General features: G+C 47.5%; 16 protein-coding genes and 1 tRNA gene. 4 read left to right on the top strand and 13 right to left on the bottom strand.

Features of this window, described 5'->3' with window-relative positions:
• Positions 1-54: 54 nt before the first annotated feature.
• The 5 genes from ACS5WU_RS07635 to ACS5WU_RS07655 form a co-directional block, all read right to left on the bottom strand.
• Positions 55-1,053: an ABC transporter permease gene (locus tag ACS5WU_RS07635; RefSeq protein WP_046442512.1), complete on the bottom strand. Its 999-nt coding sequence runs from the start codon at positions 1,051-1,053 to the stop codon at positions 55-57.
• Positions 1,054-2,082 (bottom strand): ABC transporter permease, encoded by a 1,029-nt coding sequence (locus tag ACS5WU_RS07640; protein ID WP_046442513.1) that lies wholly within the window; start codon positions 2,080-2,082, stop codon positions 1,054-1,056.
• Positions 2,079-3,602: a sugar ABC transporter ATP-binding protein gene (locus tag ACS5WU_RS07645; RefSeq protein ID WP_052740221.1), complete on the bottom strand. Its 1,524-nt coding sequence runs from the start codon at positions 3,600-3,602 to the stop codon at positions 2,079-2,081. Before ACS5WU_RS07645 ends, ACS5WU_RS07640 begins: the two co-directional genes overlap by 4 nt.
• Positions 3,603-3,660: 58 nt before the next feature.
• Positions 3,661-4,401, bottom strand: coding sequence for an SDR family NAD(P)-dependent oxidoreductase (locus ACS5WU_RS07650; RefSeq protein ID WP_059109227.1), 741 nt, complete (start codon positions 4,399-4,401; stop codon positions 3,661-3,663).
• A gap of 276 nt (positions 4,402-4,677) precedes the next feature.
• Positions 4,678-4,992 (bottom strand): L-rhamnose mutarotase, encoded by a 315-nt coding sequence (locus ACS5WU_RS07655; RefSeq protein ID WP_052740223.1) that lies wholly within the window; start codon positions 4,990-4,992, stop codon positions 4,678-4,680.
• A gap of 420 nt (positions 4,993-5,412) precedes the next feature.
• Between ACS5WU_RS07655 and ACS5WU_RS07660 the strand changes: the two genes are divergently transcribed.
• Positions 5,413-6,108, top strand: a complete 696-nt coding sequence (locus tag ACS5WU_RS07660) for a GntR family transcriptional regulator (protein WP_082674840.1) — start codon at positions 5,413-5,415, stop codon at positions 6,106-6,108.
• Positions 6,109-6,216: 108 nt separating this feature from the next.
• Here the strand turns inward: ACS5WU_RS07660 and ACS5WU_RS07665 are convergent, their stop codons facing one another.
• Both ACS5WU_RS07665 and ACS5WU_RS07670 read right to left on the bottom strand, forming a co-directional pair.
• Positions 6,217-6,834: a MarR family winged helix-turn-helix transcriptional regulator gene (locus tag ACS5WU_RS07665; protein ID WP_302760007.1), complete on the bottom strand. Its 618-nt coding sequence runs from the start codon at positions 6,832-6,834 to the stop codon at positions 6,217-6,219.
• 110 nt (positions 6,835-6,944) lie between these two features.
• The gene (locus ACS5WU_RS07670) at positions 6,945-8,285 is read right to left on the bottom strand and encodes an MATE family efflux transporter (RefSeq protein ID WP_465089073.1); all 1,341 of its coding nucleotides are present in this window, start codon (positions 8,283-8,285) and stop codon (positions 6,945-6,947) included.
• A gap of 170 nt (positions 8,286-8,455) precedes the next feature.
• Here ACS5WU_RS07670 and ACS5WU_RS07675 point away from each other — a divergent pair, with 170 nt between their 5' ends.
• The gene (locus tag ACS5WU_RS07675) at positions 8,456-8,914 is read left to right on the top strand and encodes an Lrp/AsnC family transcriptional regulator (RefSeq protein WP_046442517.1); all 459 of its coding nucleotides are present in this window, start codon (positions 8,456-8,458) and stop codon (positions 8,912-8,914) included.
• A gap of 431 nt (positions 8,915-9,345) precedes the next feature.
• On the opposite strand, the gene ACS5WU_RS07680 is transcribed toward ACS5WU_RS07675, so the two are convergent.
• The 3 genes from ACS5WU_RS07680 to ACS5WU_RS07690 form a co-directional block, all read right to left on the bottom strand.
• Positions 9,346-10,116 (bottom strand): phage tail protein, encoded by a 771-nt coding sequence (locus tag ACS5WU_RS07680; RefSeq protein WP_302760008.1) that lies wholly within the window; start codon positions 10,114-10,116, stop codon positions 9,346-9,348.
• Positions 10,117-10,530: 414 nt separating this feature from the next.
• Positions 10,531-10,605, bottom strand: a tRNA-Thr gene (locus ACS5WU_RS07685).
• A gap of 784 nt (positions 10,606-11,389) precedes the next feature.
• The gene (locus ACS5WU_RS07690; RefSeq protein ID WP_302760009.1) at positions 11,390-12,313 is read right to left on the bottom strand and encodes a LysR family transcriptional regulator; all 924 of its coding nucleotides are present in this window, start codon (positions 12,311-12,313) and stop codon (positions 11,390-11,392) included.
• A 112-nt stretch (positions 12,314-12,425) separates the two neighbouring features.
• On the opposite strand from ACS5WU_RS07690, the gene ACS5WU_RS07695 reads away from it, so the two are divergent.
• Complete coding sequence (locus tag ACS5WU_RS07695; RefSeq protein WP_302760010.1) at positions 12,426-14,051, top strand: FAD-dependent oxidoreductase; 1,626 nt, start codon at positions 12,426-12,428, stop codon at positions 14,049-14,051.
• A gap of 16 nt (positions 14,052-14,067) precedes the next feature.
• A complete protein-coding gene (locus tag ACS5WU_RS07700; RefSeq protein WP_046443213.1) occupies positions 14,068-15,018 on the top strand; it encodes a 4Fe-4S binding protein in 951 nt (316 codons plus the stop codon).
• Positions 15,019-15,100: 82 nt separating this feature from the next.
• Here the strand turns inward: ACS5WU_RS07700 and ACS5WU_RS07705 are convergent, their stop codons facing one another.
• The 3 genes from ACS5WU_RS07705 to nifJ form a co-directional block, all read right to left on the bottom strand.
• A complete protein-coding gene (locus tag ACS5WU_RS07705; protein ID WP_465089074.1) occupies positions 15,101-16,246 on the bottom strand; it encodes a DEAD/DEAH box helicase in 1,146 nt (381 codons plus the stop codon).
• Between the two features lie 53 nt (positions 16,247-16,299).
• Entirely contained in the window at positions 16,300-16,428 is a 129-nt protein-coding gene (locus ACS5WU_RS07710) for a hypothetical protein (RefSeq protein WP_268872437.1), read from the bottom strand.
• A gap of 91 nt (positions 16,429-16,519) precedes the next feature.
• On the bottom strand, positions 16,520-20,020 hold the full coding sequence (gene nifJ, locus ACS5WU_RS07715) for a pyruvate:ferredoxin (flavodoxin) oxidoreductase (RefSeq protein ID WP_046443214.1): 3,501 nt from the start codon (positions 20,018-20,020) through the stop codon (positions 16,520-16,522).
• Positions 20,021-20,216: the final 196 nt, after the last annotated feature.

Consider the following 20,216-nt stretch of genomic DNA (forward strand, 5'->3'; position numbering starts at 1 on the left):
TTCCTTACTCTTACATCAGCGCATTTGCGCTGAAATCAATTTCAAATTAAATTTTCATCCCTTTTTGTCTTTGATCAACTGGGCGACATTGGGGATAACGATGGAGAGCAGGAGCAATACGCCCATTACAAACATCTGGTCCTGCGCCTTTACATTGGCTACGATAAGCCCGGTTTTCAAAATTACCACGATGATAACGGCGAGGAAGGTGCCAAGGATGCTCCCTTTGCCGCCGTTGATGTCCGCTCCACCGAGCAGCACCATAGTAACAATATCAAGCTCTCCTCCGTCTGCCATATCAAAACGTACCAGGAGCAGCCGCGACATGGTGAGGATGCCTGCAAGCCCTGCCATCAGGCCGGAAAAGCTGAACAGCAGGCATTTGATTTTTTTGGTGTTGACGCCGGAATATACCGCTGCGCGTTCATTGGTGCCGATTGCATATATTTTTCTGCCAATCGACGTCTTGTGCAGGATGAAGAAGAATACCACCGCCATAATGATAAACAGCAGGATTGTTACGCCAAATACGGCGTTCCCGGCTTTAAACACCGGTATTTTCTCCACGCTGTTAAACCAGTCCGGAAATTTTCCAAGGCTTGCGTCGCCGATAAATATTTGCGATAGCCCACGGAATAACGACATCGTACCGATCGTAACGATCATGGACGGCAAATTCGCATACGCGACCAATACGCCGTTAAACGTACCAAAGCCAAATGCGATTGCAAGGCCAATCACGCACGCAAGCCCCATATCCATTCCTGCATGGAACATCATTGCCGTGAAGGTAGCCACGCACGCCATGATAGACGCTACCGAAAGGTCGATCTGCCCCGCGATAATAATGAGCGTCATTGTGAAGGCCACAAGGCCAAGCTCCATATACTTCGTAGACGATTTCAGGATATATGCCATATCGCGGAAACTCGGCGATAAAGCGGCTGCAACGATAATGACAAGGATAAGCAGTATGAAGGTAAACGTTTCGCGGCTTTTTACAACCGATTTCAATTTCATCTGCCGCACTGTTTGTGTATTACTCGCTTTCATTTAACCGACCTCCTTTTCAAGTTTCATTGACTTTCTCTTCTGTGCCGTCTGGACAGACATATCAACCAGAAGGGCGATTACAATGATAAGTCCGTAACAGAATTTTTGGAATGTACCGGGCATCCCGACCATGGCAAGCATCGTATTGACCGTTCCGAGCAGGATACAGCCAAGGAAGGTTCCAAGTACGGTTCCCGAGCCTCCCGAAACGCTTACGCCACCGATGATTGTCGCTGAGATGACGACGAATTCAAGCCCGTCGCCGGTATTGGAAGGATTGACGTATCCATACCTTGCCGCATACATCATTCCCGCTATCCCGCATAAAACGCCGGTGATCGAGAAGATGTTGAATACCACCTTTTTGTTGTTGATGCCCCTCAGGTGGGCTGCTTCAAAATTGGAGCCAACCGCATAGACCTCGCGGCCAAAATGCGTATACTTCAGGATAAAATAGAATGCCACTGCAATTCCAACCGCGATCCATACGATCCACGGAATGATAAAGTTCCCGATTTTCAACCCTTCCGTTACAAATACGGAAAGCCCGCTGGGAAGCTCGTATCCTGTAATCTGCTTGCCATCCGCAAAAATGAAAGTCAATCCGCGGAATGCGTTCATCGTACCAAGCGTAACGATGATTGCCGGTATTTTCAGGTAGGAGATCAAAAATCCATTGAAGGCCCCGCACAGGTAGCCGACACCCATTGAAACGAGGAAGCCCAGCCAGATCGGAATATTGAAATCGCGGAACAAAATCCCGGCAACCATTGCCGATACCGCCACAATCGCCCCAACTGAAAGGTCAATATTTCGTGTGATAATGATCATCATCATGCCGACCGATACGGTCAGGATAAGCGGAGTCCATAACAGTATGCTGTTCATAACCTCCGGAAAACGGTCTGCGCCAAACAATTCAGGCTTTGCAACCGCCACCGCTATAAAAATAACCGCGATGATAATCAGGGTAACCCGCTCCTTGACTCCGATCGGAAAGTTGCCTTTTTTCTTGATTGTATCGTTCATTGCACTGCCTCCTTCCGGATATTCTTACGCGTTGAAGCCGCTGTCATGATCTTTGCGCTGTCAAGCTCGTTGCGCTCCATTTCTCCTGTCACATGGCCTTCGCACATCACGTACACCCTGTCGGAAAGCTGCAATATCTCCTGCATCTCGGAAGAGATCATCAGGATCGCCTTGCCCTGCTTCGCGAGCTCGCTGATCAGCTTATATACCTCGGCCTTTGCGCCTACGTCAATTCCCCTTGTCGGTTCGTCCAGGATCAGGATGTCAGGCTCTGTCAGCAGCCATTTTGCAATGACAACCTTTTGCTGGTTCCCGCCCGAAAGCTCCGATACCGGCTGGTTCGCATCGCGCATCTTCACCTTCAGGTAATCGGAATATTGGCTTACCAGCTCGTTTTCTTCTTTTGTATTGACAAACGATCCCTTGCTGATTTTCTTCAAAATTGCAAACGTCATATTTTGTTTGATACTGAACGGAAGGATCAGCCCTGTCTGCGCCCTGTCTTCCGAAACCATTGCCACGCCTTTGTTCATGGAATCGATCGCATTTTTGATCTCGACTGTTTCTCCATTGATTTTGATCGTTCCTCTCACCGCAGGCTCCGTACCGAAGATTGCCGATGCAACCTCGCTGCGTCCCGCACCCACGAGGCCCGCCATTCCGACGATTTCGCCGCGCCGCACCTTGATGCTTACGTCCTGGTACTTGCCCGGATAGGTAAGCCCTTCCGTTTCAAGAAGCACTTCGCCAATCTCGGTTTCTTCCTTCACGATCAGTTCCTTAAAGGTTCTGCCGACCATCATCTGTACGAGCTTATCCTGGTCTACATCCTTCTTAAAGCATTCCCCAACAAGCTCTCCGTCGCGCAAGACCGTAATCCTGTCGCTGATTTCCATGATCTCTTCCAAACGGTGCCCGATAAATACGATGCCCTTGCCCTGCTTTTTCAGGCGTTCCACAATATCAAACAGTGATTTCACCTCGCCATGGGAAAGCGCAGCAGTCGGCTCGTCCATGATAATTACCTTTGCGTTCTGTGAAAGCGCGCTTGTAATCTCGATCATTTGCTGGTCCGCAATCGTCATCCCGCGCACAGGATCTTTTGCTCCCATATGTACTTCAAGCGACTTCAAAAGTTCATCCGCCTGTTTGTATTTTTCCTTCCAGTTGATCGTCATCTTCCCTTCGCCGCGTGTATGTCCAAGATAAATGTTCTCCGTTACATTCAAATCCTGGAAAGTAAGCGGCTCCTGATGGATGAGCGCAACGCCTGCCTCACGTGCGTCATGAGGAGTTTTAAACGATGCCGGTTGCCCGTTTATGCTGATCTCTCCGGATGTTGGCGTATAAACGCCGCTTATAATTTTCATCAGCGTCGATTTCCCGGCTCCGTTTTCACCGATCAGGGCGTGTACTTCGCCCGGGTAGATATTAAAATCCACATCCTTAAGCACAACGACTCCGCTGAACGATTTGACAATGTTTTTTGCGCTTATAATCGGATTCAATCCTTCTGCCATTGCATTATCTCCTTTTCCCTGTTATTTCTTTCGGAAATACCATTACATTTCCGCTGTCTTACCACATTGATATTCCGCCATTGACGTCGATGCACGCGCCGGTTACATACCGCGAAAGGTCAGACGCCGCAAACAGCGTCGCATCCGCTACCTCCTCCGGCGTTCCGATCCGCTGCAACGGAACCGTCTGCGGATCATAGCCAAATTCCGTTGTCATATCGGTAGCGATCAGCCCCGGCGCAACGCTGTTTACCGTAATATTGTACTCAGCAGCGGCCTTGGCAAGCGATTTTGTCAGGTTAAGAAGCCCGCCCTTTGACGCCGCATAATCGATTCCGATCGTAAGGCCTCCGGATTTTCCAGCCTGAGATGCCATGTTGATGATCCTTCCGTATTTACGGCCCTTCATCATTTTGAGCGCCTCACGTGAGAACAGGAATGCTGCGCGCAAATTAACGTTCATGGTAAGATCCCAGCTTTGTGTTGTAATATCCTGCATATCGATAATTCTGCCAATGCCCGCACAGTTGAGCAGGATATCAAGATTTTCCTGATACTTTTTAAATTCCGTAAACACCTTTGAAATTTCTTCTTCGTTTACAACATTTGTTTTGACCGCTATGCAGCGCGTCCCAAATTCCTTCGTAATCTCGTCCGCCCGCGCCTGCCCCTCTTCAAGGTTGAGATCGGCAATCAATATAAATGACGCGCCCTCCTCGGCAAACCTTCTGGCACACGCGGCCCCAATTCCGCCTGCGCCTCCTGTAACAATCGCTGTCTTGTCTTTCAGTAGTTTCATGTGCTTCCTCCATCTTCAATTAATGAACTCCAACTCATCAAATTGAAAAAACAAACAATAAATTACTCCTTTTTTGAGAATATAAATACAATGGCGTTGTAGGGAAACGCCAGCCCGGGCCCACCCATTTCCTGTAGCATGGAAACAACCGGTGGCACGCGTTGTACGCACAAAAATGTTTCCTGCAACTATTCTTGCGCAGCCATTTGTTAAACTGCAATAAGGCGCATATTAATCAAGCTTAAAAGTAAATAGAAAATTGTGTAAAAGTTATGCTTATTCCAGATAGAACGCCTCATGTAAATACTGGATGCCGCTATCGATCGCGCCGTCAAAATCCGTATCGATCATCTTTGTGGTGATGGCATTCCAGCGCTTGCAGTCTTCATTGTTGTTCACATAATCAAAAGAAGCCTGTGCGTCGTCGCTCTCAAACACATAGATAAACTGACAACCGTTTTGAAAAATAGAATAATTACGAAAACCTGCATCGTGATGCGCTTTCATAATTTCCGGCCACGGATGCGCGTGCATCTCAAGGTATTCGTCAAGACATTCAGGTTTAATATTCCATGTCCAAGCATACTTCATAATTGATCCCACCCTTTTCAATCGTTTTGTTTGCTGTTTGCTTAAATCCCTTTATTATTTATATGGCTTTTTTGGCTGCCCTATCGTTAAATTTTGTTCGTATTGTCAACTGTCAACATTTATAAGGCGTAAACGACAATCCTCTGATTAATTTAGCATAGATAAATTCATTTTCATTTTGTAACTGAGTTTTTTGGAGTTCGAATTGCTTACTGTTTTTTGTTAACATTATTATACGTCGTGATTTTCCAAAAAGCAAGCCCATTTTAAAAGTTTTATTTTTCACAAAGATTTTTAACGTTTCAAAATACTACATTTTGAAATGTTATTGAAATCAAATACTGTATTTTGTTGACAATTCACATATTGTGCTCTAAAATAATCCTAAAGATAAAAAATTCACATAGATTGGATTTTACCATGACTACGAATTTAAAAACAAACCTTGCACAACGGATTTCAGATATTCTTCGTCAGGAGATATTGGGAAACGAGATCCACGAGGGCGACCATTTTAATGAAACCGCTCTTGCAACCCGCTTTGGCGTAAGCCGGGGCCCGATTCGCGAGGCGCTTCGCCTGCTTGAAATGGAAGGCCTTGTAATGACGCCCTCCAACGGGCGATCTGTGGCGACTGGTTTTACGCCGGACGATATCGGCGGCTATTATGACTTGCGTTATTTTATCGAATCCGAATCGATCAAACGTATTTTGTCAAAACCTGCCGACGATGACTACTGGGAATGGATTCGCAAGATGGAGTCTATCCTCGACCAGTCCCGTATCCAGCTTGAACTCAATAACGAAGGCGTTTTCACTGAGCTTGACGGTGATTTTCACCGCGCGATTATCATGCAGGCGAATTTTAAGGTGTATATCCATGTCTGGAAGATCACCAATAACCTGAGCCGCAGCATCATGGAGATGAACCGTACCTATATTATGCAGCAGCAGCTCCACAACCTGCGAAAGACATTTACCTTCCATGATAATATACTGCTCGGCCTCAAAAACCGCGATCTTGAGTTTACGCTCTCCAATTTGCGCGCCCATGTAGAAAAAGGCGTGGAAACCTACCTGACGATTATTGAGCATCTTTCCGATATCAAAAAATAAGCAAGGTTAATTTTTATAAGAAATTACAAAAGAGCCATGCCCATCTGGACGAGGCTCTTTTTTTGATTTCTATACCGGGTTATATTTCCAGGCGGCGTATCCTTTATTTTACTCACGATCCATATCGCATCTTTTGGCTTCCCGCATAAAACGTTCCATCTTGCAGCAGCCATCGTGATGCCTGTGGAATTCGTGCATTTCCGGGCCGGGGCCATGCGGGCCATGGGGGCCGTGCGGGCCGGGATGCGGCCTGTGCGGCGGTTCTTGCTCTCCAGCATCATCAAGCTCTTTTTGCCATGCGCCGCACAGCTTGTCAAGTAACGCGCCCAGCTGTACACGTTCCTCTTCGCACAGCGCTTCGAAAATTTTTGCCTGCTGTTCTTCCTTTCCGGCAAGCGCTTTTTCGGCAAGCGCCTTTCCTTCGCCGGTCAGCGTCACAATCATATTCCGTTTGTCCTGCTCGTCAGGCGTACGGGTTACGAACCCCTTTGCCTCAAGCTTTTTAAGCAGCTCGCTCAATGACGACGGGCGGATATCCAGCATCTCAACCAGCTCCTTTTGTCCAACCGGTTCTTTTCGCAGGATCAGGAGCAGCAGCTTTCCCTGCCCCGGATGAATCATCGGCCCTTCCTCATGCCGATGGTGTAAATGTGTCACTCTCTTCATCAGGTGAGCAAACCGTATCGCTTTTTCCTCTAAATTTTCTATTCTGTTGTTCTCTTCCATTTCGTTATCCTCCAAATTCATTTAGGTACCTTAACATCAATTTAACACACCATATCCTTTCCTGTCAAGCATTATTTTTAGGTGCCTTATTAATTTGAAAGATTTCTCTTTCACAAGCCTGCCAAGATTGTTTTTTGTTTTTTTCGATAATAGATATATCCGGTAAGGTCAGCCGCAAGCCAGCCGATTGGAATAGCCCACCAGATTCCAGGCAGCCCTATTTCAGGAATTGCTGCGAGCACATACGCAAGAAGGACACGCAGCCCAAGCGAAATCACAGTCAGTACAACTGATATCTCCGGCAGGGCAAGCCCCCGGTAAAAACCATAGAACAGAAACAGATATCCGATCAGGCAATAGAAGCTTGCCACAATCGTAAGGTATTGTATTCCCACCTCAATTACGCCGGTTTCCAACGGGCTGATAAAGCAAGTCATAAGCTGTCTTGCAAACAGGATCACCACTGAGGAAATCGCCACGCAGAAAACAGTGCTCATCAAAAAAGCGGCTCTGGTTCCTTTGCGGATGCGGGCTTTGTCGCCCGCGCCCTTGTTTTGGGCAATATAGGTGGAAAACGCATTTCCAAAGTCCTGTACCGGCATGTAGGCAAAGCTGTCGATTTTCACCGCAGCCGCAAAACCCGCCATGGCGGTTACCCCAAATGTATTCACGAGCCCCTGTACCATCAGAATACCAAAATTCATAATCGACTGCTGAATACTGGTCAGCACAGAGTTATGAATAATTTTTTTCAGCACATTCCTGTCCCAGCAGATCATCCGCCTGGAAATCCGCAGCAGCGGCACCTTCACAACGCAATAGATCAGGATAGCAACCGCTGAAAACGCCTGTGCAATCACAGTCGCAGCCGCGGCTCCCACAACGCCCATCCCCAGCGGCACAACAAATAGTATATCGAGGCCGATATTAATTCCTGCCGAAATCATCAAAAAAATAAGCGGGGTAACAGAATTTCCCATACTACGCAACGCCGCGGCAAAATAGTTATAGAGAAACACAAAGAAGATGCCTGCAAAGATAACCTGCAGATAGTCTCTTGTCATCCCGTTTATGCTCTGGGGAATGTGCAGGAACACAAGGATCGGCTCCAGCAGCACAAAGCTTAATATATTGATCGCAACAGAAACCAAAGCGATAAAGACAAACGCATGGAAAAAACTTTTTTGGAGTTCATCGTAGCGGCTTGCGCCAAATGCAAGTGAAAATACAATTCCACTGCCCATGCAAAGCCCCAGTATAACCGAGGTAAGAAACACCATCAGCGTATAAGATGCCCCAACTGCCGCCAAGGCGCCAGGCCCGATAAACTGCCCTACGATTACCGTATCCGCAATGTTGTAAAACTGTTGGAACAGATTTCCCAAAATCATGGGCATGGCAAAAAAAAGAATTGCTTTCGCTTCGTTTCCCTTTGTCAGATCCTTCTGCATTATCCTGCCGCCCTTTATTTCTTTTCGAAAGTTTTATATTTCTTTATGTAAGTTATTATAAATTGCCATGTCCGCAGTGTCAACCAAATAAGCACAAAACTGTCTTTTTGTTGCGTTGTGGCGTGTAATATTATACAATCAAAGCAGAACGGCAAAAGAGGGAACATGCAATGTATCTAAAGGGCCTGGATGAAATCGATCGGAAAATTATAGAGCTGCTGACTCAAAACGCGCGTATTTCCTACGTGGATATTGGCCATGCGGTCAATTTGTCGCGTGTCGCGGTTAAAAACCGGATACACGCGCTGGAGGAAAAAGGCGTGATTGAAGAATACACCACCATTGTAAATCCCCAGAAGGTGGGGAATGCCGTATCCTCTTACTACGAAATCGAATTTTTGCCGGAACATTTCAGCGCGGCGGTTGAACGCTTGCAAAAGGAAGAGAGCGTCACGCAAATTTATCATGTGTCAGGGAAAAACAAGCTGCATGTGCACGCCGTCACTGCCGGCAATGATGAAATGGAGCTGTTTTTAAGCAACGTCATCTATCAGCTTCCAGGGGTTACCAGCCTTTCGTGCAATATTATTTTGTCCCGTATCAAAGATATCAAAGGCCTGCGTTTGTAAAGTGTGCTGATTTGTTAATATTTATTTCATTAAATTGACATTTCCTATTCATATCTGTGTCGTAATATAATTACTATAGTAAACTTTTTCATTTTTCTTCCTTATAGCGGGCGCTCCTTTGCAGGGAGCGCCTTTTTAAATCCCGTTGTTTAAAAAATATTGTTCACCCAATATTGCATCCTCATACTCTGGATATGATACGGTTTGCGATTGAAGTTTCATTTCCCATAAAGTCATGTCCCGTTTTCCGGTCTATTATGCAGTTTTTGAAAGATATTCCGAAAGGAAAAGGGCTGTTCTTTTGAAGTTAAATATAAACCTGGAACAATAGAGCCTCCCTGTTTTTTAGAACAGCTATGCGCCAATGATTAATTCCTCGGGCCATACAGGTGGGGAAAATATAAAAGAGCGGGGATTTCTCCCCGCCTTTCCTAATATTTGATGATGTAGTTACATACAAGGTAGGGCTGTAGGTTGTTGTGCGTTTGGCCGCCGCCAGTATAGCTTGTGCTTTGTGGACCGGATGTCTTCCCCGTCTGATAGGGGAAGACCGTTGCTGCAGCGCCAATATAGTTAGTAAGAAATGTATGGCTATGTGACGGTATTTCCGCAATCGTCAATGTATGCTTTTCCTCGCCGCCGGTCTTGCCAAGTATGTCAAACGTACCGGCATCCTTGCCGATGCCCACGCGTCCACGCATATCCGGCACACGGAAGGTACCTGCTTCATCGTTCGTTTCATTATATTTTGTTCCAATCGTTTCATACAGCTTTGCATAATTACCGTTTGCAGGATAGCTCGTTCCGTCACACCACAGATAGCCTGCCGGAAGAATGCCGCCCGCAAAAAACTTCATACAGCCTGCTGGCTCCTGTGCAGCCTCTGCTATGTCTTTTGCCGCTGCCGCTGCTGCTTGCGCTGCCACCGCCTTTGCGTCCGCCGTTGCCGCATCGGTTTTTGCTTCGCTTGCCGTGGCCTGCGCGTTATTCGCCGTAACAAGCACGCCGTTTACCGTTGCTCCAAGGGTTGTCACGGATGCTGCCGACGCATAATACGTCGATTCGTTGCCGCCGAGTTTAACCGCGTTTTCCGCAAACTGGCTTCCCGTCGCACTATCCGCATGCTCGGCATTTTTCACCACCCCCGCATGCTCGCTCGCATACTCCGTCTTTGTCATATAATCCAAAATTTTTTCGTCCATCTTTATTCCTTCTTTCCGTTGCTTTTTGAGAACATTCCCGCGCGCCGGTCTGTCTTCTGCTATTAATGATAACAGTACCTGTGCGACATTGCCCGCCATCCAGCAGACATAAGAAAAGACATTGAGCAAAGCGTGCGTCCCAAAGGAAACTGCCCAGACAATGCTATGATAAAAAACTTTTTCAGGCATTTAAAGAGTGAGTTATTATATTGACAGGAATTTGATTCTATGGAGCAATTTAAAGAGCAACTTATAAGAATATTGCAGGAGGAAAAACTAAAAAGCTTGCCGTCTGCGAATCGCAGGCTGCAAGCCCTTCCGCTTTTCCATGTCTTTCAAAACAGAACATTTTCGAGTATAAAAACTCCATATAATAAAAACAAATCCCTAAAACCACATGGTTAAAGGGATTTTTGGAGCTGATGACGGGATTTGAACCCGTGACCTCGTCCTTACCAAGGACGTGCTCTACCCCTGAGCCACATCAGCAAAATTATTGTCAGCCCTAGTATTATATGATACTATTCACAAATTTTCAATAGGTTTTCCGGTGATTATTGATAGAATGATTCGATTCAATGAACCAAACGCAGGTGATTTAACATTAAAAATGAAAATTTCTGATTTTTTTCAAATTTTTTGCAGGAAATAAAAAATAGATGGAGAATATATATAATAAGATCACAGGAAAATGTTTGAAATCGTCAAAACCGTTTATATTACTAATAAGACGGAAGATACTTCGGCGGATAGTTGATCCGGAAGATATCCTCAATAAAGTGAAAGGGCGTGATACCAATGTACGATCTAGATAGTTCTATATGGGGCACGCACACACAAGCCCAAAAATAGAGCTTTGAGGAGCACGAAGGGAATCGCGGAACATATTTTTTAAATTGACAGTTTGCAGTTTGGAAATATCCGCGGCGGCGATAGAATAATAAGATTCATCGCAGCAGGACCGCAAAGAAGGTCCGGTGGGGGCGCCAACAAAAGCAAGCGCATAGCGGACGCTGTAGCCGCATGGGGTTTGGAAACAAATAAATGTGTGTGGTGCCGAATCGCAGACCTGCGAGTAACTACTTGCGCTACCGGAAAAGCCGGTTTTCGTGTAAATATATGGTAATAAAGCCTTGCGCGTAAATGTGGTGGTCGGCAGAAACCGATGGGGGATGCATGATCCGAAGGTATGGCAAAACGAGCAGAGATGCAAAATAAAAACTGAATGTAACGATGCAAAGAGGGATTCCTGATGGAAGCCCTCTTTTTTTCTTTATTTCAGGCACCTCAAAGAAGGATTTTGCGGCCTGTATTGATCCACAACTGTTTGCGCGCACTGGATAAACGTTCTCATTGCATCGCTCATAAATTTATTTTTGTGATACACAAGGCAGAAGGTCCTGTCCCACTTTCCCATATCATTTTTAACGGCAAACAGTACGCCGTCCTCTATTTGCTCCTTCACAAGGCGTACGGAAGCAATCCCCACGCAGTTTTCCTGCAAAACCATACGCAGCGTTGCGTCAAAGCAGGATACTTCCCATTTGATATATATTTTCGCATGGTTTTCCCTGATAAAATCTTCAAAAAGCTCCCGCGTACCGCTTCCCTGTTCACGCATCACAAATTCCGCTTCCTGCAAATCCTCAAGCCGGATTTCTTTTTTTTGCGCAAACCTGTGGTCGTTTCTGCAAAACAATACCAAATAGTCAGTTTCCAGTGGGATCGCTATAAGCTCCGGGCTTTTAATCGTTCCTTCCACAATCGCAATATCAAGCTCGGAGCGCAGCAACCGCTCCTCCACGGTTTGCGTATTCCCAACGTAGGTATAGGTTTCCACAGTGGGTAATTTACAGCTGAATTCCCTGACAATATCCGGCATACGGCAGGTTCCTACCGTAACCGACGCACCGATCCGAAGGCGGGCCCTGTTTCGCCCGGGTGACATATTGTATTCCAGATTGTCAAACGCTTCCACTGCCTTGCGCGCGTATTCCAGAAGCTTTTGCCCTCCCTCTGTAATATACAGCCTTTTTCCAAGGCGTTCGAAGAGCAATATTCCATAATGCTCCTCCAGTTCGCGAATGGTTTGGCTCACCGTAGGCTGCGAAATAAAAAATTTTTTTGCAGCTGCATTCATTTTGCCAGTTTCCGCAACCCCGATAAATATTTTTAAATGCCGGATGGTCATATCCATTTCCCTTCCTATATAGGTTTTACCTATTATATAGTTTACATATTATCATTTTTAGCAAACCACAACAAGTGTTACAATAATAGTATTAAAATAAATAAAAGGATGTGTTATTGTGAAAGTAGTGATTATCGGTGGCGTTGCCGCAGGAACAAAGGTTGCGGCCAAGCTGAAACGGGAAGACCGTTCGATTGAAGTTCTTTTGATTACCAAAAGCAAGGATATTTCTTATGCGGGCTGCGGGCTGCCCTACTATGTAGGCAACGTAATCGAAGACCGCGGGCAGCTTATTGTAAATACGCCCAAAAGTTTTGCCGCGCTCACCGGTGCGGACATTATTACGGAGACAGAAGCCATTGCCGTTGACCGTGAAAACAAGCGGATAACGGCGCGGAACCTGAACACCGGAGAAGAAAAAGCTTACGGCTACGATAAGCTTGTGATCGCTACGGGCGCTTCGCCCTTTGTCCCGCCGGTTTCCGGCGTCGACCTTGCCAACGTTTTTTATATGCGTACGCCGGAAGACGCGATTACGCTCCGTGAACAAATCGATACGCAGGAAATCAGCCGGGCCGTTGTTTGCGGTGCGGGCTTCATCGGCCTTGAGGTAGCGGAAAACCTTCTTGCAAAAGGTATTCGCGTTTCCGTCATCGATATGGCAGATCAAATCCTTCCGGGCTTTGATCCTGAATTCGCGGGCTATGTGGAAAATAAGCTCGCCGATAGCGGGATTATGTGTTTTACAGGCACTTCACTTGAAGAGATTATGGGCGACGGCAAAGTGGAAAAAATCAAAACCAGCAAACGCGCTATGAAGGCCGATGCTGTTATCCTCGCAATGGGTATCCGTGCCAATACTGCTTTTCTGGACGGAACGGGCATTGAGCTCATGCCAAATAAAACCATTGCCGTAAATGAATTTTTGCAGACAAACGATCCTGATATCTATGCGGTTGGCGATTGTATCAGCGTCAAAAACCTGATTACAGGAAAACCCGCATGGTCGCCCATGGGTTCCTCAGCCAATATCGAAGGGCGTATTGCTGCGCAAAACATAACAGGGAAAAAGCAAACTTACCGTGGCGTTCTTGGCACAGGCATCTGCAAGCTTCCCGGTATCAATGTCGGCAAGACGGGCCTTTCCGGGGCCAGCGCAAAGGAAGCCGGTTTTGATGCTGAAACAGTGATTGTTGTTGTGGATGATAAGGCTCACTACTATCCCGGCGCGTCTAACTTTATCATCAAATTGATTGCAGACCGCCCGTCCCACAAGCTTTTGGGATTACAGGCAGCCGGGCCCGGCAGCGTCGATAAAATTGTGGATATTGCCGCAACGGCACTCACGCTTGGCGCGCAGCTTGAGGATGTGGAGGGGATGGACCTTGCTTACGCTCCCCCGTTCTCCACGGCGATTCATCCATTCGTGCATGCGGTCAACGTAATGCTCAACAAATTGTGCGGTTGTTTTGAAACCTGCACCCCTGCGGATTACCAAAAGGGTGCCATGGAGGGCTATCAGTTGATTGACGCGTCGCCTGCGCCGTCCATAGAAGGCGCTCCCTATGTAAACCTTACTGATGTCTGCGGGCCTGTGGAGGGAATTGATCCCGATCAAAAGCTGTTGCTTGTATGTGCAAAGGGAAAACGCGCCTATATGCTGCAAAACAAGCTGAAGCATTATGGATACAAAAACACAAAGGTTTTAGAGGGCGGATTGTCTTTTAACGATATTGAGGAATAATCAGGAGGATTTTTTAATGGCACTTAAGGTTACACCAGAGGAAGAGAAAAAAGTAAAGGCGCTCGGTTTTTTGCGCAATAAAGGAACCGATAATTTTTCAGGCCGTATTATTACAGTCAACGGGAAGATTACATCAGAGCAGAACGCCTGCATTTCAGAGGCGGCAAAACTTTATGGGAACGGAATCGTGACACTCACCACACGCCTCACCATTGAGTGCCAGGGTATCCCCTACGATAAAATAGAGGATTTCCGTGCCTGCATTGCAAAGGAAGGGCTTGTAACCGGTGGAACAGGCTCCAAAGTACGTCCTGTCGTGAGCTGCAAAGGCACCACATGCCAGTACGGGCTGATCGATACCTTTGCCCTCTCTGAAGAAATCCATCATCGTTTTTTTGAGGGATATGCTACTGTAAAGCTTCCCCACAAATTTAAGATCGCCGTGGGCGGATGTCCGAACAACTGCGTCAAGCCGGACCTGAACGACATCGGTGTGATCGGTCAGCGCATACCGGATTATGACGAGGAACTCTGCAACGGCTGCAAAAAATGTGTAATTGAAAATAACTGTCCTGTAAATGCGGCAAAGGTAATTGACGGCGTGCTCGAGATCGACGAAACCCTATGCAATAACTGCGGTCGTTGTATTGATAAATGCCCCTTTGACGCAATCGAGGATGGAAAAACAGCTTATAAAATTTATATCGGCGGACGCTGGGGTAAAACAACCGCCTGCGGGCAGCCGCTGTCCAAAATTTTCACTTCGGAAGAGGAAGCGCTGAAGGTCGTAGAAAAGGCAATCCTCCTGTATCGTGAAAAAGGAAAAACCGGCGAACGGTTTGCCACCACAATCGACCGGCTTGGCTTTGACGCGGTAAATGAAGAGTTGTTATCAGACGATATCCTGGCTCGAAAGCAGGAAATACTGGATGCGCAGCTTCATCTGGCTGGCGGAGCCACCTGCTAAGCAATCACATAAAAATTTTACACATCCGTATAAAAAAGAAGGCAACGGTTTTGCCGTGTGCCTTCTTTTTGTTTTATACTTTTCAGACCACCTTTGGCTCAGCTCCCTGCGGCCCGTTTTCCCGAGCGATCCTGATGTGCAGCTTGCGCTCAAGGTCTTTTATTTTTCCACGCTCGCGGGGGGAAATCAGCGTACACGCCTTTCCGTCTTTTCCCGCGCGCCCCGTTCTGCCAATGCGGTGAACGTAGTAGTCGCTTTTATCCGGCACGTCATAATTGATCACCATATCGATCTTTTCAATATCAATCCCGCGCGCTGCAACGTCCGTCGCCACAAGCACCTTTGTCTTTCCCTTGCGGAATGTATTCATGATGGTGTCGCGTTCCCGCTGCCCCATATCCCCATGCAGGCAGGCTGTCGCGTATCCCTTATGGAATAACTCGCGCTGGACCTCCTTCACCTTTCGTTTGGTGTTGCAGAATACAAGCGTCAGGCGCGGCTGCGAATGGTTGATCAGGTCGCAGACAGTATTGGACTTCCTGTTTGTTTGCATATAAGACTGTGCAACCGTTTTTACAGGCTGATTTTTTTCACCTACTTCTACCTGCTCTGGTTCAACCTGAAACTGTCTTGCAATCTGGCGCACTTCCCTGTTCATCGTTGCCGAAAAAAGCATCGTCTGGCGGCTTTCCGGCACGCAGGATAAAATCTCCTTCATATCGTCCCTGAAACCAAAATCCAGCATTTCATCCGCTTCGTCGAGCACTACTGTGCGTACATTCTTTAGCTTTAAAACGTTCCGCTTGATCAGGTCTTTCAGTCGGCCCGGCGTTCCCACTACAATCTGTGCACCTGCGCGCAGAGCACGGATTTGAATACTTGCAGGCTGCCCGCCGTATACGCTCACTGTCCGCAGGCCTTTGATATGACCTGAAAGCTCCTTTGCAACCTTTGCGGTCTGCATCGCCAGTTCGCGCGTCGGACACATAATCAGCGCCTGCACCTTCTTATTCGGCGGAAAGATATTCTCCAGAATAGGAATCATAAAAGCCGCCGTTTTTCCTGTTCCCGTCTGGGCAAGCCCAATCATATCCTTTTTTTCCAAAAGGGCGGGCAATGTCTGCTCCTGAATCGGCGTTGGTTTTGAATACCCCACCTGCCGGAGCGTGTCGTTCATTTCTTTTGTCAATAATTCTGAAAAGCTCAAATAGTTACCTCTTTCTTTCATTTGCAATCAAAAAGACTTCGCCATCAAAAGCAAAGTCCTTCGTTCTTACTTTGTTATGACGCTGTGGCCTGCATAAGCTCAATCTTATGCGGTTGTATCATAAATACCCTGCCACCAGCTTTTTCACTGTCCGCGTCCGGCATAACCGGATCATACTTATTAATACTTTGCAAGTATACCACACTTTCCCCTGCTTGTAAAACAATTCATTTTCAAACAAAACAATCCCCGCAATAAATGCGGGGATCGTTTGATTACTTCTGTCAGGAAAGCTTATTTTTCTTCTGCAAGTCCCTTGTAGTATTCGTAGCGTTCCTTTGCTTCTTCTTCGGATTTCTTGAACAGTTCGTCCGCCGTCTCCGGGAAGAGCTTCTTCAAGGATTTGTACCGCGTCTCGCTCATGATGAAATCCTGGAAGCTTGCCGTAGGCGCTTTGGAATCCAGAGTGAACGGATTCTTTCCTTCTGCCTTAAGCGCAGGATTGTATCTGTACAGCTGCCAGTAACCGGCTTCTACCGCACGTTTTTCCTCATGCTGTGATTTGCCCATATTGATGCCGTGGTTGATGCACGGTGCATAAGCAATAATGAGGGACGGGCCCGGATAAGCTTCCGCTTCCTGCATTGCTTTTAAGAGCTGCGACTGGTTTGCACCCATCGCAACGCTGGCAACGTAAACATAACCGTATGTCATGGCAATCGCGCCAAGGTCTTTTTTCTTCACCTTTTTACCGGATGCCGCAAATTTCGCGATCGAGCCGGTAGGCGTCGCCTTGGAGGACTGTCCGCCTGTATTGGAGTAAACTTCAGTATCCATAACGAGGATGTTTACGTCCTCGCCCGAAGCGATTACGTGGTCAAGTCCGCCGTAGCCGATATCATATGCCCAGCCATCTCCGCCGAATACCCATACGGATTTCTTGATGAACAGATCCTTCTGGTCGAGAATTGCCTTGCAGGTATCGCATTTGTCTGCAACCTTTTCGAGGGCAGCTACGAGGTTTGCCGATGCAATCTTGGATTCTTCTCCCTTGTCGGCAACCTCCAGCCATGCTTTCATGGCTTCAACAACCGCCGGATCTTTCTGTCCGTCAGCGTCGATCGCAGAGCGTACCTGATTCTTGAGCGCGCTCCTGCGAGCCGTGAACGCCAGGTTCATGCCATAGCCAAACTCAGCGTTATCTTCAAACAGCGAGTTTGCCCAAGCCGGGCCTTTGCCTTCATCGTTTACCGTGTACGGGCATGTCGGCGCGCTGCCGCCATAAATGGAGGAACAGCCTGTCGCGTTACCGATCACCATTCTATCGCCAAACAGCTGTGTTACGAGCTTCACGTAAGGCGTCTCTCCGCAGCCTGCGCAAGCGCCTGAGAACTCAAACAGCGGCTTTAAATACTGGCTTTCCGGAACGAGGTTCTTTTTGATCTCGATCTTCGGTTCAGGAAGACTTGCCGCGAATTCCCAATTTGCAGCCTGCGATTTTTCCATTTCGGCAAACGGCTTCATGATAAGAGCCTTTTCTTTCGCCGGGCAAATGTCTGCGCAGTTTCCGCAGCCCGTGCAATCGAGCGGGGAAACCTGAATACGGTAGCTGTAGCCTTCTTTGCCGCGTGCAGGTTTTGTTTCATATCCAGCCGGAGCGTTTTTCATCGCTTCTTCGTCTGCGAGGAACGGACGAATTGCCGCGTGCGGACAAACGTACGAGCACTGGTTACACATAATGCAGTTGTTAATCTGCCATTCAGGCACGTTAACCGCAATACCGCGTTTTTCGAATTTCGTGGTTCCAACCGGAACAAACCCGCGCGGATCAAACGCCGAAACCGGAAGCTCGTCGCCCTTCTGGACAAGGATCGGATGAATCACATCGCGGAAGTATGCGTCGTCCGGAACTGCAACGCAGTCTGCGCCCTGCGTCGTGGTCGCCCAGCTTTCCGGATATTTCACTTCCTCAACGGCCATACCGGCGTCAACTGCCTTGTAGTTCATGTTTACAATGTCGTCGCCCTTTTTGCCGTATGTCTTTTTGATCGCCTTTTTCATGTAATCGATCGCATCCGCTTCCGGAATAATATTCGCAATCTTGAAGAACGCGGACTGCATTACCATATTCGTCCTGCCGCCAAGGCCGATCTCGCCGGCAATTTTGATCGCGTCGATGTTGTAGAATTTCAGCTTCTTTTTCGCGATAATGTTTTTCATAACCGCCGGAAGCTCTTTCTCCATTTCTTCCTCAGACCAAGGCGAATTAAGCAGGAATGTGCCGCCTTCCTTGATGCCTTCCAGCACGTCGTAACGGGTAACATAAGACGGATTGTGGCAGGCAACCATATCCGGCTGCGTAATGAGGTATGCCGACTGGATCGGGGACTTACCAAAACGCAGGTGCGAAACCGTGATACCACCGGATTTTTTGGAGTCGTAGGAGAAGTATCCCTGCGCGTACATATCCGTGTGGTCACCGATAATTTTGATGGAGTTTTTATTTGCGCCAACCGTACCGTCGCTGCCAAGGCCGTAGAATTTCGCGCTGAAAAGTCCGTGCGGCGAAGAATCGATCTCTTCCTTCACTTCAAGGGACGTATTCGTCACATCGTCGTTAATACCAACCGTAAAGTGGTTTTTCGGAGTCGCTTCCTTCATGTTGTCAAAAATTGCTTTGACCATGGAAGGCGTATATTCTTTGGAACCAAGACCATAACGCCCTGCGAGAACTTTTACGAACCTGCCTGCTTCAAAGAGCGCCGTCACAACGTCTTCATACAGCGGCTCGCCCAGGCTGCCGGGTTCCTTTGTCCTGTCAAGGACCGTAACCGTCTTAGCGGAAGCCGGAATCGCGTCAACGAACGCGCTTGCGTCAAACGGACGGTAAAGGCGAACCTTTATGAGACCGTATTTTTCACCTTTTGCGTTCAGGTAGTTAATTGCCTCTTCCGTTACGTCGCAGCCGCTGCCCATTGCAACGACAACATGCTCTGCATCCGGAGCGCCGACATAGTCAAACAGGTGATACTGCCTGCCGAACATTTTTGCGAATGCGTTCATTGTTTCCTGAACAACTGCAGGAGTCGCGTTGTAATATTTGTTTGCCGCTTCCCTGTTCTGGAAATAAATATCAGGGTTCTGTGCCGTACCCTGCTGGTGCGGATGGTCAGGATTCATTCCCCTTGCGCGGAATTCGTCGATCGCTTTCCAGTCTACCATTTCAGCCAGCTTATCATAATCGAGCAGCTCGATCTTGGAAACCTCGTGTGACGTCCTGAACCCGTCAAAGAAGTGTACAAACGGAACCTTTGCTTTGAGTGTGGAAAGGTGCGCAATCGCAGCCATATCCATCGTTTCCTGTACGGAAGCCGCAGCCAGCATGGCAAAACCAGTTTGTCTTGCAGCCATCACATCGGCATGGTCGCCAAAAATAGAAAGTGCGTGAGCCGCAAGCGCACGTGCGGATACATGGAACACGCATGGCAGCAGCTCGCCGGAGATTTTATACATATTCGGGATCATCAGCAGAAGGCCCTGAGAAGCCGTGAACGTTGAAGTAAGCGCACCCGCTGCGAGCGAACCGTGAACAGCACCTGCTGCGCCACCCTCAGACTGCAGCTCGGAAATCTTCATCGTCTGCCCAAAGATATTTTTTCTTCCCACAGCAGCCCATTCATCACAGGATTCTGCCATCGGCGAAGAAGGAGTGATCGGGTAAATCGCGCCAACGTCGGAAAAAGCATATGCGACGTGTGCGGCGGCGGTATTACCGTCAATTGTTTGTTTTGCCATTATTAGTGACCTCCTAATATTTTTAATTCTAGCCTAAATAATCGTAACATTATAATTATAGTATTTCCCCACCTCAAAAGTCAAGGAATAGCAGGCGGGGAAAGACTTATTTTGCAATTTTAACGGCCTGTCTTTCAAAACAGGCGGCGACACCCCTTTTTCCTGTTGGTTTATGCAGGAAAAGCCTATCTTTTTT

It is taken from the genome of Christensenella sp. KGMB01412 (assembly GCF_055522415.1).

What these genes read in the sequence shown, in the direction of transcription:
- ACS5WU_RS07635 (WP_046442512.1), bottom strand. Translation starts at nt 1,053, where the DNA reads ATGAAAGCGAGTAATACACAAACAGTGCGGCAGATGAAATTGAAATCG.
- ACS5WU_RS07640 (WP_046442513.1), bottom strand. Translation starts at nt 2,082, where the DNA reads ATGAACGATACAATCAAGAAAAAAGGCAACTTTCCGATCGGAGTCAAG.
- ACS5WU_RS07645 (WP_052740221.1), bottom strand. Translation starts at nt 3,602, where the DNA reads ATGGCAGAAGGATTGAATCCGATTATAAGCGCAAAAAACATTGTCAAA.
- ACS5WU_RS07650 (WP_059109227.1), bottom strand. Translation starts at nt 4,401, where the DNA reads ATGAAACTACTGAAAGACAAGACAGCGATTGTTACAGGAGGCGCAGGC.
- ACS5WU_RS07655 (WP_052740223.1), bottom strand. Translation starts at nt 4,992, where the DNA reads ATGAAGTATGCTTGGACATGGAATATTAAACCTGAATGTCTTGACGAA.
- ACS5WU_RS07660 (WP_082674840.1), top strand. Translation starts at nt 5,413, where the DNA reads ATGACTACGAATTTAAAAACAAACCTTGCACAACGGATTTCAGATATT.
- ACS5WU_RS07665 (WP_302760007.1), bottom strand. Translation starts at nt 6,834, where the DNA reads ATGGAAGAGAACAACAGAATAGAAAATTTAGAGGAAAAAGCGATACGG.
- ACS5WU_RS07670 (WP_465089073.1), bottom strand. Translation starts at nt 8,285, where the DNA reads ATGCAGAAGGATCTGACAAAGGGAAACGAAGCGAAAGCAATTCTTTTT.
- ACS5WU_RS07675 (WP_046442517.1), top strand. Translation starts at nt 8,456, where the DNA reads ATGTATCTAAAGGGCCTGGATGAAATCGATCGGAAAATTATAGAGCTG.
- ACS5WU_RS07680 (WP_302760008.1), bottom strand. Translation starts at nt 10,116, where the DNA reads ATGGACGAAAAAATTTTGGATTATATGACAAAGACGGAGTATGCGAGC.
- ACS5WU_RS07690 (WP_302760009.1), bottom strand. Translation starts at nt 12,313, where the DNA reads ATGGATATGACCATCCGGCATTTAAAAATATTTATCGGGGTTGCGGAA.
- ACS5WU_RS07700 (WP_046443213.1), top strand. Translation starts at nt 14,068, where the DNA reads ATGGCACTTAAGGTTACACCAGAGGAAGAGAAAAAAGTAAAGGCGCTC.
- ACS5WU_RS07705 (WP_465089074.1), bottom strand. Translation starts at nt 16,246, where the DNA reads ATGAAAGAAAGAGGTAACTATTTGAGCTTTTCAGAATTATTGACAAAA.
- nifJ (WP_046443214.1), bottom strand. Translation starts at nt 20,020, where the DNA reads ATGGCAAAACAAACAATTGACGGTAATACCGCCGCCGCACACGTCGCA.